The 14,270-nt window shown below is 49.5% G+C and carries 16 protein-coding genes; 8 read left to right on the forward strand and 8 right to left on the reverse strand.

Annotated features, from left to right (window positions below):
- The first annotated feature begins 35 nt into the window (after nt 1-35).
- The 3 genes from PbB2_RS13940 to PbB2_RS13950 all read left to right on the forward strand — a co-directional run bounded on the left by PbB2_RS13940 (nt 36) and on the right by PbB2_RS13950 (nt 2,544).
- Nucleotides 36-515, forward strand: coding sequence for a hypothetical protein (locus PbB2_RS13940; RefSeq protein WP_133245824.1), 480 nt, complete (start codon nt 36-38; stop codon nt 513-515).
- 128 nt (nt 516-643) lie between these two features.
- Nucleotides 644-1,042: a hypothetical protein gene (locus PbB2_RS13945; protein ID WP_108985969.1), complete on the forward strand. Its 399-nt coding sequence runs from the start codon at nt 644-646 to the stop codon at nt 1,040-1,042.
- 314 nt (nt 1,043-1,356) lie between these two features.
- Complete coding sequence (locus PbB2_RS13950) at nt 1,357-2,544, forward strand: helix-turn-helix domain-containing protein (protein WP_192576355.1); 1,188 nt, start codon at nt 1,357-1,359, stop codon at nt 2,542-2,544.
- A gap of 14 nt (nt 2,545-2,558) precedes the next feature.
- On the opposite strand, the gene PbB2_RS13955 is transcribed toward PbB2_RS13950, so the two are convergent.
- Nucleotides 2,559-3,182 carry a rhomboid family intramembrane serine protease gene (locus PbB2_RS13955; RefSeq protein WP_108985973.1) on the reverse strand — a complete coding sequence of 208 codons (624 nt, stop codon included), beginning with the start codon at nt 3,180-3,182 and terminating at the stop codon, nt 2,559-2,561.
- A gap of 174 nt (nt 3,183-3,356) precedes the next feature.
- Between PbB2_RS13955 and PbB2_RS13960 the strand changes: the two genes are divergently transcribed.
- Genes PbB2_RS13960 through PbB2_RS13975 form a run of 4 tightly spaced genes read left to right on the forward strand, consistent with a single transcriptional unit; the run spans nt 3,357 to nt 8,727 of the window.
- Complete coding sequence (locus PbB2_RS13960) at nt 3,357-4,853, forward strand: hypothetical protein (RefSeq protein WP_108985975.1); 1,497 nt, start codon at nt 3,357-3,359, stop codon at nt 4,851-4,853.
- A gap of 46 nt (nt 4,854-4,899) precedes the next feature.
- Entirely contained in the window at nt 4,900-5,739 is an 840-nt protein-coding gene (locus PbB2_RS13965; RefSeq protein WP_108985976.1) for a class I SAM-dependent methyltransferase, read from the forward strand.
- An 11-nt stretch (nt 5,740-5,750) separates the two neighbouring features.
- Nucleotides 5,751-6,215: a hypothetical protein gene (locus PbB2_RS13970; protein WP_108985978.1), complete on the forward strand. Its 465-nt coding sequence runs from the start codon at nt 5,751-5,753 to the stop codon at nt 6,213-6,215.
- Nucleotides 6,216-6,243: 28 nt separating this feature from the next.
- The gene (locus tag PbB2_RS13975) at nt 6,244-8,727 is read left to right on the forward strand and encodes a DEAD/DEAH box helicase (RefSeq protein WP_108985980.1); all 2,484 of its coding nucleotides are present in this window, start codon (nt 6,244-6,246) and stop codon (nt 8,725-8,727) included.
- A 322-nt stretch (nt 8,728-9,049) separates the two neighbouring features.
- Here PbB2_RS13975 and PbB2_RS13980 read toward each other — a convergent pair whose 3' ends face one another.
- Nucleotides 9,050-9,295: a hypothetical protein gene (locus tag PbB2_RS13980; RefSeq protein ID WP_133245826.1), complete on the reverse strand. Its 246-nt coding sequence runs from the start codon at nt 9,293-9,295 to the stop codon at nt 9,050-9,052.
- Nucleotides 9,296-9,397: 102 nt separating this feature from the next.
- On the reverse strand, nt 9,398-9,829 hold the full coding sequence (locus PbB2_RS13985; RefSeq protein WP_108985984.1) for a PaaI family thioesterase: 432 nt from the start codon (nt 9,827-9,829) through the stop codon (nt 9,398-9,400).
- A gap of 169 nt (nt 9,830-9,998) precedes the next feature.
- On the opposite strand from PbB2_RS13985, the gene PbB2_RS15905 reads away from it, so the two are divergent.
- Nucleotides 9,999-10,325 (forward strand): hypothetical protein, encoded by a 327-nt coding sequence (locus PbB2_RS15905; protein ID WP_133245827.1) that lies wholly within the window; start codon nt 9,999-10,001, stop codon nt 10,323-10,325.
- On the opposite strand, the gene PbB2_RS13990 is transcribed toward PbB2_RS15905, so the two are convergent.
- The 5 genes from PbB2_RS13990 to PbB2_RS14010 form a co-directional block, all read right to left on the reverse strand.
- The gene (locus PbB2_RS13990; RefSeq protein WP_108985985.1) at nt 10,312-11,064 is read right to left on the reverse strand and encodes an acyl-homoserine-lactone synthase; all 753 of its coding nucleotides are present in this window, start codon (nt 11,062-11,064) and stop codon (nt 10,312-10,314) included. The genes PbB2_RS15905 and PbB2_RS13990 overlap by 14 nt on opposite strands.
- 84 nt (nt 11,065-11,148) lie before the next feature.
- Nucleotides 11,149-11,865 carry a helix-turn-helix transcriptional regulator gene (locus PbB2_RS13995; protein ID WP_108985987.1) on the reverse strand — a complete coding sequence of 239 codons (717 nt, stop codon included), beginning with the start codon at nt 11,863-11,865 and terminating at the stop codon, nt 11,149-11,151.
- A 251-nt stretch (nt 11,866-12,116) separates the two neighbouring features.
- A complete protein-coding gene (locus PbB2_RS14000) occupies nt 12,117-12,521 on the reverse strand; it encodes a hypothetical protein (RefSeq protein WP_108985989.1) in 405 nt (134 codons plus the stop codon).
- Between the two features lie 79 nt (nt 12,522-12,600).
- Nucleotides 12,601-13,095, reverse strand: coding sequence for a hypothetical protein (locus PbB2_RS14005; RefSeq protein ID WP_133245828.1), 495 nt, complete (start codon nt 13,093-13,095; stop codon nt 12,601-12,603).
- A gap of 37 nt (nt 13,096-13,132) precedes the next feature.
- Complete coding sequence (locus PbB2_RS14010; protein ID WP_108985992.1) at nt 13,133-14,188, reverse strand: tyrosine-type recombinase/integrase; 1,056 nt, start codon at nt 14,186-14,188, stop codon at nt 13,133-13,135.
- Between the last annotated feature and the right edge of the window lie 82 nt (nt 14,189-14,270).

Raw genomic sequence — 14,270 nt, forward strand, 5'->3', positions numbered from 1 at the left:
AGAAGCATTCTCGAACACGGGAGGGAAGGGGAGTCATGAATACAACGACATCAAAACCTACGGCACCAATGTTCATGCCCGCGCCAAAACCGGCGAAACGGTTAAGTCCTGAAGATGCACATCGACTTAATGAGATATCCGCTGATTTAGGGTTTGCACGGCCGATGAGCGATACAGGCGCGCCGCCAAAGCTTCAAACTAATAAAGTACCAAATGAACATTTGCCTGGGACAGGCACTCAGCCAAATGCGGTAAAAGCAATAGAGTCGAAATCTCAATCAAGCGTGGCCGCCGCTGGCGCAGCCAAGGCTCGACCCTCCGAAGATCTCTTTGGGAACGCTCAGCCATTAAGGCTGGATATTCCTCAAGATCTTTGGTTGGACCTCAAAGTTACAGCCGCAAAACGCCGCGTCTCAGTTCGTTGGCTCGTCCTCGAGGCGCTAGAAAAAGCAGGATATGACGTCTCTATCAATAACATCCCCGAAGACGGTCGCCGCGTCAGAAACAACCTCTAACTAACAGCTTGTCCGTAATTGCGAATCGACAGCGCACTCGTAGTGATTATGCGAGCGATCACTGGCAAAAAGGACTAACGAAACCGACTTCCCATTGCTAAACTCCTAACCACTTCGCCCCCAGATAGATGTTGCCGCAAACTATGTCTCTAACCACTCTCATAGAGCCCACTATCGATCCCAAAAGCGGACGTAATCGCAAACGCGCCAAACGCCTTGGCGAAAAAGCGAACGTCCGCATTCAGCTAACGCGAGAGGAATCGACCCTCATGCGAGCAAAGGCTGCAGGGGAGGGCCTTTCAACGAATGCTTGGGTTCAAAAGAAGCTGGATGACTGGTTGGAGTCGATGGCGAATTCCAAGTTCAACCCTTACGACCTTAAACTTCGCGATACAGGCAAAGGTGAAGGACACTCATTCCGGATCACCAAATCCAGCAAAGACGATATTGAAAAAACTGTTTCGAGTGGCTTGATTCCCACAACCCGAATTATTAGAGCATTGCTCATTCGCGCTTTAGTTGAGTAAAACTGTACAAACACTCCCAAGTAATCACGAATCTTACTTGTCAGAATCGGCTGTCAATGGATAGTGCGATTCATGGCCGCACAAGAGAATCGTGCGACTAACAAATACTGGCTACGACCGGGGAGGCGAGAATGATTTTCACCTAACTGATACGAAAAAACCCCCAGCGTTGGCGCGCTGAGGGCTTTTGAAATTCAATGGGCGGATGCCGAAGCAAACCCGAACGAATTGCTTCTAACCCAGCCCAAAAATCAATGCAAGCAAAAAACCCGCGTTTGGGAATAATTTTTTGCGCAATTTTTTTGGAGCGGATGATGTCTAGCACACGTCGCAATACCCCTCTGCGCGCCTATTGGAAGGCAAAGATCCAAGATACATTGGACAGCTATGTTACGGCACTATGCGAGGTCGGAAGAGTAAGACTACTCGTCGAAGGAATTATCACCGACTGGCCAACACGGTCGACAACACCACAAGGCAGGGTGGACGGTATTCCAGAAGGTCCAAGGATCTTACTGAACCATCTAATCAAGTTTATTAAATCCGAGCACTGGGACGCAGGGAACCCCATCTGGGTCGGAAGCATGACCATGCACCTAGATCGTGTCATGGGCTCCACAAAGCGCCGCCAAGCCGCCTTAAACTGGCTTATAGACCATGGCCTTGTCGTTGACCTCACGACCGCCAATGGCCGATCTTATAGGGCTCATGATGAAGTGAGTGGTCTATCGCTTCGCCCGATCCTCCTTCGCTTGCGTGAACTTGAGGAGACGGTTGCACGGTTCACGCAAGAACAGCGCGAACACCGGCAGCTCTGCAAACATATCCGCAGTGCCAGGGCCTATATTCGCGCCAATGTTGACCTGTTTACTGATCCCATCCCCGAACATGTCTGGATGAACCCGAACTGGAAGCCAGAGCGCCTCCATTTGGATCAGTTAAAAGCGATCCTCCCACAGATCGATCAGCTTGCTTCAGAGGCAAGTAAGCTCGAAGAAGCGATGTTCCAGCAATTCGACAAAAATGTATCCCAGGATACCCAAAAAGGCGCCCTATTAGATCATAACAATCCCTATAAAGGTATTGCTACGCAATATGAAAAAGCCTCGAACGAGGCAGTTGTCGAGGCGGTCACGCCAGTCCAAACCCGTCGACTTGAGCGGCTGAAAGAAATGGTATTTGGAAAGGCAAGGCGGGAACTCAGTCGACAGGATCTCGAGCCAATCTTAAAGTTATCAGGATTGACGGGGACAAGCCAAGATATCTCGCAACATCTGGCCAAACAGGCAGGAATTCGACACGAATTGCTCGACGAGTGGATAAGAAACAGGGGGGTGGAAACGGTAATAAGCGCGCTATTATTGGCCCGTTATCACCAAAAGGCGAAAACAAGTGGGGGTCTGGCCCGTTGGTGGCTTGAAAAAACCGCCCATGATCGCCTGATCGCAACCTATCTCAGCTGGCACGACAAAGTTGTTGCCGGCACATGGGTTCCAAAATGATCCCGCAGCAAGCCTCAAACCAAAAGACGGGCAACGGCAGCTTCGGTCGACGCATTGCGCTTGTGAACGACCCAGGACGCGACCAAAAGCCCCGCAGCAAAGCCTGCCGCATGAGCTTCCCAGCTGATGCGAATATCAAAGAAGGCTGCGATCAAAATCGGCAAAAGGATTGCCCCAAGCAGAAACTCGACCATTGCTCGTCCAAAAAGGCGATACCGACGATCATCAGGGGAGATAACCGTTCCGTAAATCACATAAAAGCCGGCCATTGCACTGGCACCGCCCGAGGCTCCAACCAACACCAACCCTTGAGTATCAGACCCCAAAAAGGCCAGACCACCAACAAGTGTTCCAAGGCCGAATACTCCCCAGAGAGAAGCGACATTACGCCATCCCCCGCCGCCAGCAGCCCAAGAAAAAGGACCAACTTGCACGATATAGGCGATATTGACAAAGAAATGCAGCATGGAACCATGAACAAGGCCCCAAGTGAGCAACGTAAACCACCAATGCGACGGTGCTTTTGGGTCCAATGCCAGCATCAATTGGGTTTGAGGCCCTAACGACATCATCAGGCCTAACACCCCAATCATGGATAAAGTGGCGATAAAGCCGGGAAGGGGAGGGGGTTTAGCCATTGCCACAAACTCCAATTGTTCAAGTCGGCCGACGCCCCATCTGTACGGGAACAAGGTTAACAGATCGGCGACATTAGCCAATAATCAAGAGAGGCCATACGGAAAACAAAACTCTGGATCAAAATAAAGTGCACGTTTTTGAGCAATGCTCTTTATTAAAACCTCATCCTATGCATGATGGAGGACAAAGTTCGCTCCACAAAAGTCACAACCATGCATATCGTCTCAAAAGATCTCACATCGGCGTCTGAGCCACTAAGTGAAGAAGCGCGGGCAGCCCTAATTGGTGCCTATACCGCCAATGCCACGCCAGCCCAAAATGCGCTTGCCACAGCTTTGTTAAGTGAGATCAGAGGACAAGATCGATGGATTAGCTGCGATTGCGCTGGATCCGACCAGAATAAGCCGCTGCTTGCTCCAGTGCGATTGCAAAACGGATACGCCTTCTATCTGCGACGTCTAACCGGACAAAACAGGATGCTCCACCATCATGATTGTCCATTCTTCCATGACCCCGATAAGGAGTCGATTTTGTCAGGGCAGGGCAGTGGGCTCCGTCCGCTTAAAGGGACAACTGACAGCGACTTTGCGCTATTATCCGCATTTACAGATGATGATGCCCCGGCCACAGATTCACAACTGTCGCTAACAAAGGAAATGGCAACCTACACTTGGCCCGTGTTGCAAAGGTTTATGGCGCACCTAATCGCAAGAGCAGGCTTGAACAAAGTCATTCCCGTCCAAGAAAGGCTCCAGACGGCAATTGAACCTCCGAGCATAAATGAACAGAAGAAAGCAATTGCAGCGGTCACCTCAGGCATCTTCTTGGGCCCGAACATTCCACTCGCTGATGTTTTGGCTCTTGATCCGAAGCCAGTTAGCAACGGCAGTCTTTCTAAAAGAATTTCCCAGGAAGGGCAGGTGTGGCCAGAAGGGAAGAGAGCGCAAGGTTATCTTTTAGCGCCTGCAAAAACGGCTTCGGCCAATAGAGCTGAATTTCTCATTGGCGATGACCCCAACGATCTCGAAATGATTTACGTCGAGAAGAGCAACACAACTGCGCGGGGTTTAATCAAAGACCAAGCAGTTCCGCCAAATGGCCCATTCCTGGTTCTCTACGTATGTGGACAACTAGAACCGAAAAATCCTGTGATTGTGCCAATCCGCGGACATGCCCACCCAATCTACAGTTACGATACATGGATCCCGGTTGAAGGCGGCAGCGATCGACGCATGCTGGAAATCCTGATCAGCGTCCAAAACTATGCAGCTCATGTACTCCCTGACGTTTGGATAACAATAACCAAGCCATTGAGCGATCTGGCCCACGACGGAGCCCTGTTTAGACCCGATTACATCATAAAGGCTTGGCATAAGCCAACCGAAGCTACCCGCATAATGTACATTGATATCATGGGGATCCATGTCGAAGACTACGACACGGCCAAAGAGATTACGCAGGCACACGCAAGGCGAGCTGCGCCACTATTAGTCATTCACAGGGACCGTATGAACGCAATCCAGGTCCCGACACACGAAGATCCTGTCCCGAACCAAGCCTTCCTTGATTTCGTCAATGAAGTTCTCACGGCTCTCACCCATCCAACACTCGATCTACTGGCGGCGCTCGAAAAGACGATCAACCCGTTTGAAACGACCAGAATGGGTTGATCCATGAAGCTATTCAAAACCGCCATTTGCGAAAGGGGTTCATGGAATGACGCCTGAAGCCTACGAAGCGCTCTCGATTGATACCACACATTGGTGGTTTGTCGGCCGCCGCTCGATCATTAGGGATATGATTGGGCATATCCCAGTTCCTTCGCGCGCGCATATCGTTGAGATTGGGGCAGGGGCGGGGGGAAACCTTCCGATGTTGCAAGCGATCGCAGCCAAGCAAGGTGGAAGTGTAACGGCCGTCGAGCAAGATCCGCTCTCACGTCAACGCGCCATCGAGCGGAGTGGCCTGGAGGTTCAAGGAGGCTCTTTGCCGGATGATATGCCAGCAATAGCCCAAAGCGATCTAATCCTGTTGCTCGATGTCCTCGAGCATATCGAGGATGATGCCAGCGCTCTCAAATATGTCGCGACGCTGGTTAAGCCAAACGGCCATGTTCTGATCACAGTGCCTGCTTTCAACTTCTTGTGGAGTGATCACGACCGGGCTCACCATCATTGTCGACGCTATACGAAAAAGGGCCTCGACCGCGTCTTGCGAGAAACAGGCTTCGAAATCGAGCGGATTACCTATTTCAATACGATTCTTTTCCCCGTCATCTTAATGGCGCGGCTAATCGGGAACATGCTCCCTATGCGTCATTCGCCCTCCGGCGACGTCTCGATGCCAGGGAAAGCGGCCAATGCATTCCTCACAAAGCTTTTTGGTTCTGAAAGATACCTGTTGCAAAAAGCCAATCTCCCAGTCGGGGTTTCAGTTTTGGCCATTGCTAAGCTTCATCCGACGCGAACTGAAGGATCTCCAAAAGGATTTCCTAATCGACGAACAGGCTCACCTGAGCGTTTAACCTTCAATCAAGAAACTCACGTCGATAGGTAAAGGACGGCAAGATGTTCACTATCGATAACATCCGACCAGAAGAGATACGCGCTCGATTGGAGCAGGCTGTAGCTGCTGCCCGTCTGCCACATGAAAAAGTCAAAGCTGTGATGAATCTGAGGTCTGACCTAGAGGCATTAGGTGGGGCCGTCAGAGATACGCCTTACCAAACGGACTATTTCCGTGGGGTGGACTATCTCAATGAAGAACTAAGGCTTCAGCAAAAGGCGATTACAAGCGCCAAAAAGCGCGAGGTCAAAGAGCGAAGGGCCAAAGAGGCAGCACAAAAGGCACAAGCGGCTGTCGCAGCTCCATCGATGGCTACATCGATGCCAACAAATGCTGCGACCGTGCGCAAGCAGGAGAAGGGTTGTCATGCCGAAACGACCAATACCGTCATGCCGCATATTGATGTTCGGTACACCATGCGACCAGCACCAGTTGCCCCACAAATCGATTGGCCGGCCAATGACTAAGCCAAAGTAAGCAATAGGAGCGACGAGAATGGACCTATTCGCTGCAGCCGGCATAAACGCACCTACGCAAATTCACCTCACGGGTGAACGGCCAATGCTCTCGGTTCATCTTGTGAACCAAACCGTGAAATTAACGCCGACCGCGCAAATTCGCGCCAAGCGAGTGACGCTCGATGTCCCGTGCTTTGTGATCAAATTCAACTATCGGACAGCCTCGGTCTACCCATCTGACCTGAAAGCTGTAATCCACTTGAATAACGCCAACAATACCACAATCGCTCGCAGGTTCGAGGATGAAGACCTCCTGCTTCGTCATTTCCTTGACAGATACGAACTGTTACCCATCACTGGGCACACAGATTTAGAACCGGCCGTCAACCAACATGATCTTTACACCTACGAGCATAGCCTCGATCCAATGAAGGCAGGCATTCTATTTCACAAAATACGCAGCGAATTCAATAGAAACGTGCGTTCAAACATCACCAAAGACCGCCTTTACCCAATCAAAGACCTGAAACCGATGTCAGCGTTCTTTCAGGCCAAGTTGAAGGAATTGCAACATGACGGACCCCGCAGCTTCCACACAACACTTATGGCCGCTTTTCAAACTCACGAAGAGAACGTCCTGCCAAGCGTCCTAACCTACCTGAAGGAAAACGGCGAAAGCGTTTATGATGCGGCAATCAACTTGAAAGCTGACATAACACTAAACAGTGACGCCCAACTTGGAATAAACTTGGCTGGCAATGATGAAGCTGGGGCTCAAGATATACGCGAGCCCAGAAAGATCCGACCAACAACTTTCATGGTGGTTCCTCACAATGGAGCCCTTCTCCACCTTACCAAATTACAGCTAACGCATGCTCTAGATACTATCATCAACTCGCGGATTATAACCGCCAATGATGAAGTGCCGCTATCGCGCGCAGTGGCTCTCGCAGCCAGCGAAGGGTTTACCCCAACGGAGGAACTAAACTCTCTGTTCGCAACCGCCCAAACGCTAACATCCTACGCGCGGGACCACATTGACGTCACGCCAACGATCCCTGGTAACGTTATGGTCACACCACGACAGGGGCAGGGGACAGCTCTCGCGTTAATGCACGCCCTTTTCCAATTAGGGCTTGGCTGCTTGCTAGCCGATACCATGAGTGCCGGCAAAACATATATGACGCTCGCGCACTGCCATCGATTGCGGGCAGCGGGATTGATCAAGGGCAACATCCTCTACATTACTACACCAAATCACAAGACCCAATTGAGCGATAAATGCTCTGGCTTATTCAAAGAAACGACTTTCACGAAGTTGGACCGTTCCACCCAAATTGAACTGAATGAAACACCTTCCTCAGACTTGCGCGTCCTGATTGCTACCCACGATGATGTTCATCGATACCAGGATAGATTGTGCAAAATTTCGTTCGACATTGTCGTCATCGATGAAGCACATAAACTGAACTCCCTCAAATCGCAGGCGAGAGAGGCTATAGTCAACCTAACACGACACCAAACAATCTTGGCAACGGGCACACCGTTCAATAACAAGACCGCGGACCTCTACTCCCTGATAGATCTCGCAGCGCCCGGCCTGCTGGGCAATCCACACCAATTCCAAAAAACCTTTGCGATCCCGATCAAAAATGGTGACGGGCCAACACTCCAGGCGTTTGCTTCGCTCATCTCGCCGTTCTTCTTGATGCGAAACGAAGAGCAACTCGGTTTGAAACTGCCCGCCCTCATCCCGGAAACTATCTATGTCAAAACGAGCAAAGCACTCGACAAATACCATAATATACTCGTCAAAGACTTAATGTTATTCAGCCAAGTCAACACTGTTTCCACAATAGCCACTAGGAGCCAATTTCGGCACTTGTATTTGAAGCTTCACTTATTCGCGTCAGACCCTGAAGCCGTAGTCCCTCTCTTGAGTGAAACAAAAGGATTCAATTCACCAAAACTGGCCAAAATCCTCAGCCGAGCAAAGGCAAGCATCGCTGACGGCCGGCCGTTTATAATATTTGCGAATTCGGTCCCATTCCTGAGCAAAATACACGAAACACTGACAAACCAAGGACTGACTGTTGGGCTTTGTACTGGACAACAAACACCAAGCCAGCGACGCCAAACCTCATCAGACTTCACTAACGGCAAACTAGAGGGATTGGTGCTGTCTCTTAAAGCCAACAACGAAGCCATCGAATACCCGACCGCAACAACTGTTATTTTGGCCGAAAGTTGGTACAATCCTTTCGCAGAGGATCAAGCCATTTTTCGAGCTCGCCGAACCAGTAACACTAACCCCAATATTAAATTATTCCGAATCTTAACCAGATACCCCATTGAGCAGCGCATTATGGACTTGGCGAGTGGAAAAAGGACGCTTGGCAACCTTCTGCTGGCCGCAGGTGCTTTTGATAGCAATGACGACACTATTCCAATCGATGAAGCGGCAAGATTCGCAAAATCGCTTTTGATAAATCGCAAACCCAAAGACCATCCGCGGAATTAAGTAGACCTGTAAGAAACGAACATGCACAAAAGCGTCTGCGAACGGTCTATTCGACGTCTCGATCTTTCTGGCTTCTTGAATCGTCAAGCAAGCGCAGAGACGAACAAATCAGGAAAATCAAACCAACACACACAATTAGTCCCGCTAAAATAGAAAAGTTTGCTAGGTTGAAGGAACTGGCCATACTCGCTCATAGACGAGCATTTTTCATCTGCTATTGGGAGAATCCACCAAGGCCTCTGACTTACCGCCTTTCTAAAGGCTCAAACCTGCAAAATCTACAAAGCCGACATCGCGAAACACCGATCCCCGAAAGATTTATCTAAAGATAAAGTCCCGTGTTCGGATCCTTGAAGCTAACCATGGTAACGGGTTGGCCTTTCCATTCTAAAGTGGCCAGCAAGGCTTTGTTCTGATCATAAAGTTTCGCGATCAAAAGAGCATTTCGACGACTCGTTGCTGCGACAAGCGTTTTACTGAACCCATCCCAATCGTCGACCGTATTTCCTTCGGAAACTTCCCCGCTTCCGACAAAATAGAGGTTCAGATCGTCATAATTCCCGACCATTTCAGTCAATTCCTTGTTGAAGATATCCCCGCTATGGCTTTGTCGGTAGAACTGCGCCACATTTCAGTTGTAAGAGCGGTTAGAAATCAGGACCTTTGCGAACTAGTAGGCAAATTCGCTGACACCACGAGCCACAAGCTCCATCGTCCTCACAGAAGCGACGTCACACTCCACATAAGCTCGCGAGGATCGGAAACTCTTGACGATTGCCTTAAAAAGATAATCGTCATTCGCCGCTGGAGACAAAAAGTGAGTGTGTTGATACACCGTACCTTTGCCGATACGTTCAGTCGTCCCTGAAGCAAGTCCAGATGCGGTATCGACGCCAGCCATAATCGCCTGGCCGCACATCGAGCCTGTCACGAACTTGACTTTGTTGGATAAGGGCAAAATGACACTGCAGTACCCTTCCGACACCGTGAAGTCTTTGAAGCCCAACTCTTTTACCCAAGGGGCAAAGATGTAGTCAAAGACCTGCTCTACATTCCCTTGTGTAATAGGAAAGAGCGGGTTCGTCGCTGAGTTTGATGACATCTTAACCTCCAATCTTTGCCGACCGTAACTGGCCTGGCCAGGCTAGAAGGGCTAGATCTCAGACGTTAACTAAAAATGAGACAGGATTTCGGATTGGTGGATTCTCACCAATCAAAATGTGTCAAAACAGGCTTAAAGGAAGGTCAAACAGTTCGGTTAGGGAATTAATATGGCCTTTTTTTCCCCTGCTACACCCGTGAACGACAATCAAAAGCAAGACAGTGTTACCGATCAAAAGGCCACTGGTTGTGCAAAATCCCAAGTACCGAGTGAACCGGTCTTGGCAGTCATTCGCACCGCATTACAATGTTTGGGCCCGATCAGTCCCTCCGACGAAATAATGTTGTCGCGCATGTTAAGAAGACTGCTTGAAATAGAGAAAAGTAGCGGTCTCGTGGTTGCGATTGATCATGCAAAAGAGGTCGCAGAGCTACTGCAGCAACAAAAGTGCGGAAGAGCAAAAAGCAAAAGACGAGCAGAAGCTAAGCGGCACTGAACTGTGTCGTAAGTCCGCCCCACGTTGCCATTCTAGCTTCTCGATCAGAAATTTTCTCAATAGTCTCAATCACATTTAGTCGTGCGAGGACGTCTTCGATCCGCTCTCCAAGCCTCGGGGGCGGAGACTCGAATAAAATAGAATAATCAATATCGTAAATCATACGATTATGTGCCAACGACTCCGGCCCGGCATCAATAATAACTGCAATGGCGGTTTCACCTCTATCACCGTATTCCGCTGGTAATCCCAATAATTCATACTTCCAACCGGCTTGCTCAACGGCCGGCAAAAATCTAGTGTCCATTAAGGTCGTATAGTGTGTGATGCCCCGTGTGGCAGCGAATTCAAACAATCCACATGCCAACTCGCTATGCGCTTTACTGTACCTTTCGCCATTCACCTTACGAAAGGATGGCGCAATAATCCAACGTGTCATGTCCCAAATATGATTGCCCCTGGGAATCGGTCCATTCACGAATTGTGGCAACCTATCGAGCAAGTAATCATTTATTGTCGGCATTAATCGAAACGTTGACTTAATCTGGCCATCCGACGTGAGGTTCATGAGATAGACGGTGTCTGCGCGATCAAACTCGTCATACTCGCGGTCTTCATCTATGGTGAGCCCATCAGACCAGCCCCTTTGCGCAACATAAAAATGATACCGCATCTTATGCATCGCAGTGAGCTGGTTGGCATACAAGTTCCGATTTGCCGATGTAACCGCATGTATCATACTGGAACTCCCGAGCAAAACCCCGGGGGGATCTTGCAACGTGCATGCCAGCGTCAGAAAGAAACATGTGGACAGCTGAAAATCTTACAAACTGACAATGCCGTTCACCAGACACTCCACTATAGCCTGAGCACGAGTGCGTACGCCAATACGCTCCTTGGCACGTTCCACATGCCTATTAACCGTCGCTTCGCTGATAGAAAGTATCTGACCGATCTCCCAGTCAGTCTTTCCCGCAGAAACCCAACGTAAGACCTCTTTCTGTCGCGCGGTCAACTCAGGCTTCGACACAGCAGTATCAATTAGCATGAGGCGCTCCAGAGCCACGTGATAATAAATGGCTATCAGATGAAGGCAGCCTCTCGTCGTTGGATTGAGCTCGAGATGATCACCGGTGAACGTAACGACAGAAAAATTGCCCAACCCGCTGTGGATAGGTACGACAAAACCATTCTTATAACCAAAATCGTCCGCGACATCTAACACATGAAGGGCACGAGGATCATCTCTAGATTCAAAACGACATTCGTCCCATGAAAAGCCCGACAGCGTACTGACGCTCTTTTTGGCGGCTGGATCGTAACGAATAAAGTTGTTCTCCGCATAATTTCTTACAAACTCGGAATCCGGCGACCCAACCACTTTCAAAGAATTCAATAGGTTGCTCGTCGATCCAAGGCAGGAAACAGTACCGGTTTCGGCCCCGAACACACGAAACGCTTGCTTAAATTTGGCCTCAACCTCATGATAAGTTGACGCAGTCCTACAATCGGACATAAACTGCGCAATAACATCCATCATGGATTTTAATCCCAAGCACGTTGTCGAAGTTACGGATCAAACTGAGATATCACTATTCGTTGTTTATGCCACCAACCAACAGTGAGAAGGGCCGTAGAACGACCTCCTTTAGGCAAATCCCAGTCTCGGCTAATTGACAATCCACTCAGACAAGATTGCTAAGAATTTGAAGGCAACAGCCAGGAAAATTCGTTCCACTTATTATGCATGCATTCAAGTGGTTTACCGGTTCCACAATAAGTCACCCAGCATTAGCGCAATTCTTTTTCGCTTCCTTCAGTTCCACTTGAACCCGGTAACCGCTGTCGGGCTTGGCTCCAAGCTTGCTGGTAACCTTCCCGGAACGCTTCAGTCTGGAAAAATGAAATGATGCCAGCAAATAAGCCGACCTTCAAAAATGCGGAAACCCAAGGAGACACATAAACAGGATTAATCGGGTGAAACCCACTTGAGATTAGAATTAAACCTGTGACACCAAAAAAACTAAACCCAATGTTGTACACTTCCCTGAAGAAGACAGGCGGGGCCCCAAACGTGTCATCCCTTTGAACTTTATTGAACTTGACCAAGATAGATCTCACGATCCAGCAAACGCCAAAGGCTGCAACGAGATAAAGGTCCTCAACATTAATGGGCAGATCGTTGACATCATCCATTACACTAACCTCGCAAACTCCTCGGCTTGGTCTTCTTCAAATAACCTGACGGCCAAGCCGATTTCTGAAGAGTCCCAACTTAGCAAAGTGACTTTCCTAACGCCTTCCTGCTGCCGGCGAGAGAAATCAATGTCCGGCTAGTAGTGGCACTAACTGAGCGTTGCCAACCCTCATTCTGATTCACGCCATCGAAAATCGAATGCGGACTAAATCGCAACTCGAGCTCCTTGCCCGCCCCCAGCTCGTGAAAAAGCGAGTACAGCCAATTCTCGCTCACACGGCTACCAACTTCGATAGAGCCAAGTTCATCTGCACGAAATTCAAAGTCCTTGCCGTCTACAGTGAAGACTACAAAAGTACTGACAGGCGATGTCCCTTCAATTGCTGCGCTCAAATAGAGCCGGTTATTGTCATTCGGATCACATGCAAGAACGATGTCGGTGCCATCGCCGCGTCTGTATCCATACTCAGAAACGCCCATTCCACCTCCGGACCACCATCCTTCAAAAGGCTTCGACCATGCAGCGCCAGCTATCAATGTGCAGAATATAGTCAATGACTTCAATAATTTCACCTGATTAACCCTTCAAAAGCTCGAAAAACAAAATACCTTAAAATCTGATCCGATTGACAGTGGCAACCATCTTACGGTCCTTGCGCCTGTCATAAAGACGCGTCGTAGCGACACTGGCATGCCCAGCCAAGTCCTGAGCTTCATCCAAACTCGCACCATTGAGCAAGGCGACAGTAAGGCCAGTTGCCCTAAATGTGTGGCAACTCACGTTTGTAAGCCCTATTGAACTGGAACGGCGCTGGATCATTTGCCAAGCATCCTGGCGAGCCAGTGCAGTTCGGCGCAAAAGAGGAGGGGGAGCGTCGACATCCTCAATCTTAGACTTACGACCAAATGCTCTGAAGATTGGCAAATCCGGCTCTGAACGAAGATCAGCGGCATCCACCCAGGCTTCCAGCAAAGGAAATAGCTGCTCATGCACCGGCACGAGCCGATGCTTGTTTCGCTTTTCGATAACACGGAAACACGTCCCCCCAGCCTCATGCGTCAGACTATTCGGCGTAAGCCCGAGTGTAGCCGAAATGCGCAATGTCGAATACATCAGGGTGGCAATCAATGCGCGGTCGCGCAAACCTATAAGCGTACTCGGCTCAATACTGTCCAAAAGCCGACGCACTTGCGCTGCGGAAAGCGTTGACGTCTTTCCGACACTATAATCCCCCTTCATAACCTTTACCCGCGCCGCGGGGTTTGATGGAAGGATTCCCTCTACAACCAAGTCATCGAACAACGACCTGACCGCAGCAAACCGTGATTGAATGGTTAAAGGCTTCATATGTCCTACCATATCATCACGCCAAGCACTGAGATCAGACGCTCTGAGATCAGAAAGGCTCGTAAAACGCTGACCCTTCATCCAATCAAGAAAAGACCGAAGCGCTTGTTTATACTGAGAGCGTGTTCCAACATTCGCGTGCCTAGACGCCAAAATTTCCAACAATGACTCGACAGCAGCGCTATGCGTGCGATGAAGCAGAGAAACGGTTCCATCTTCCGTTAGATCGGCGACAAACCTATCGTTCGATCTCCGCAAACTCGATTGTTGGGCGCTTTCTAAAGTCATAGCGATATTGTCAGCTACACTGGTTAACATCCCCTTTCCCTCTGACAAAATCGATATTTTGTCAGATAGGCTGCAACGATCTAGTGGGCCAGCTGCGTGGTCTGGGTATGGA

Origin of the sequence: Candidatus Phycosocius bacilliformis (genome assembly GCF_003112735.1) — a bacterium.
Classification (GTDB): Bacteria; Pseudomonadota; Alphaproteobacteria; order Caulobacterales; family Aquidulcibacteraceae; genus Aquidulcibacter; species Aquidulcibacter bacilliformis.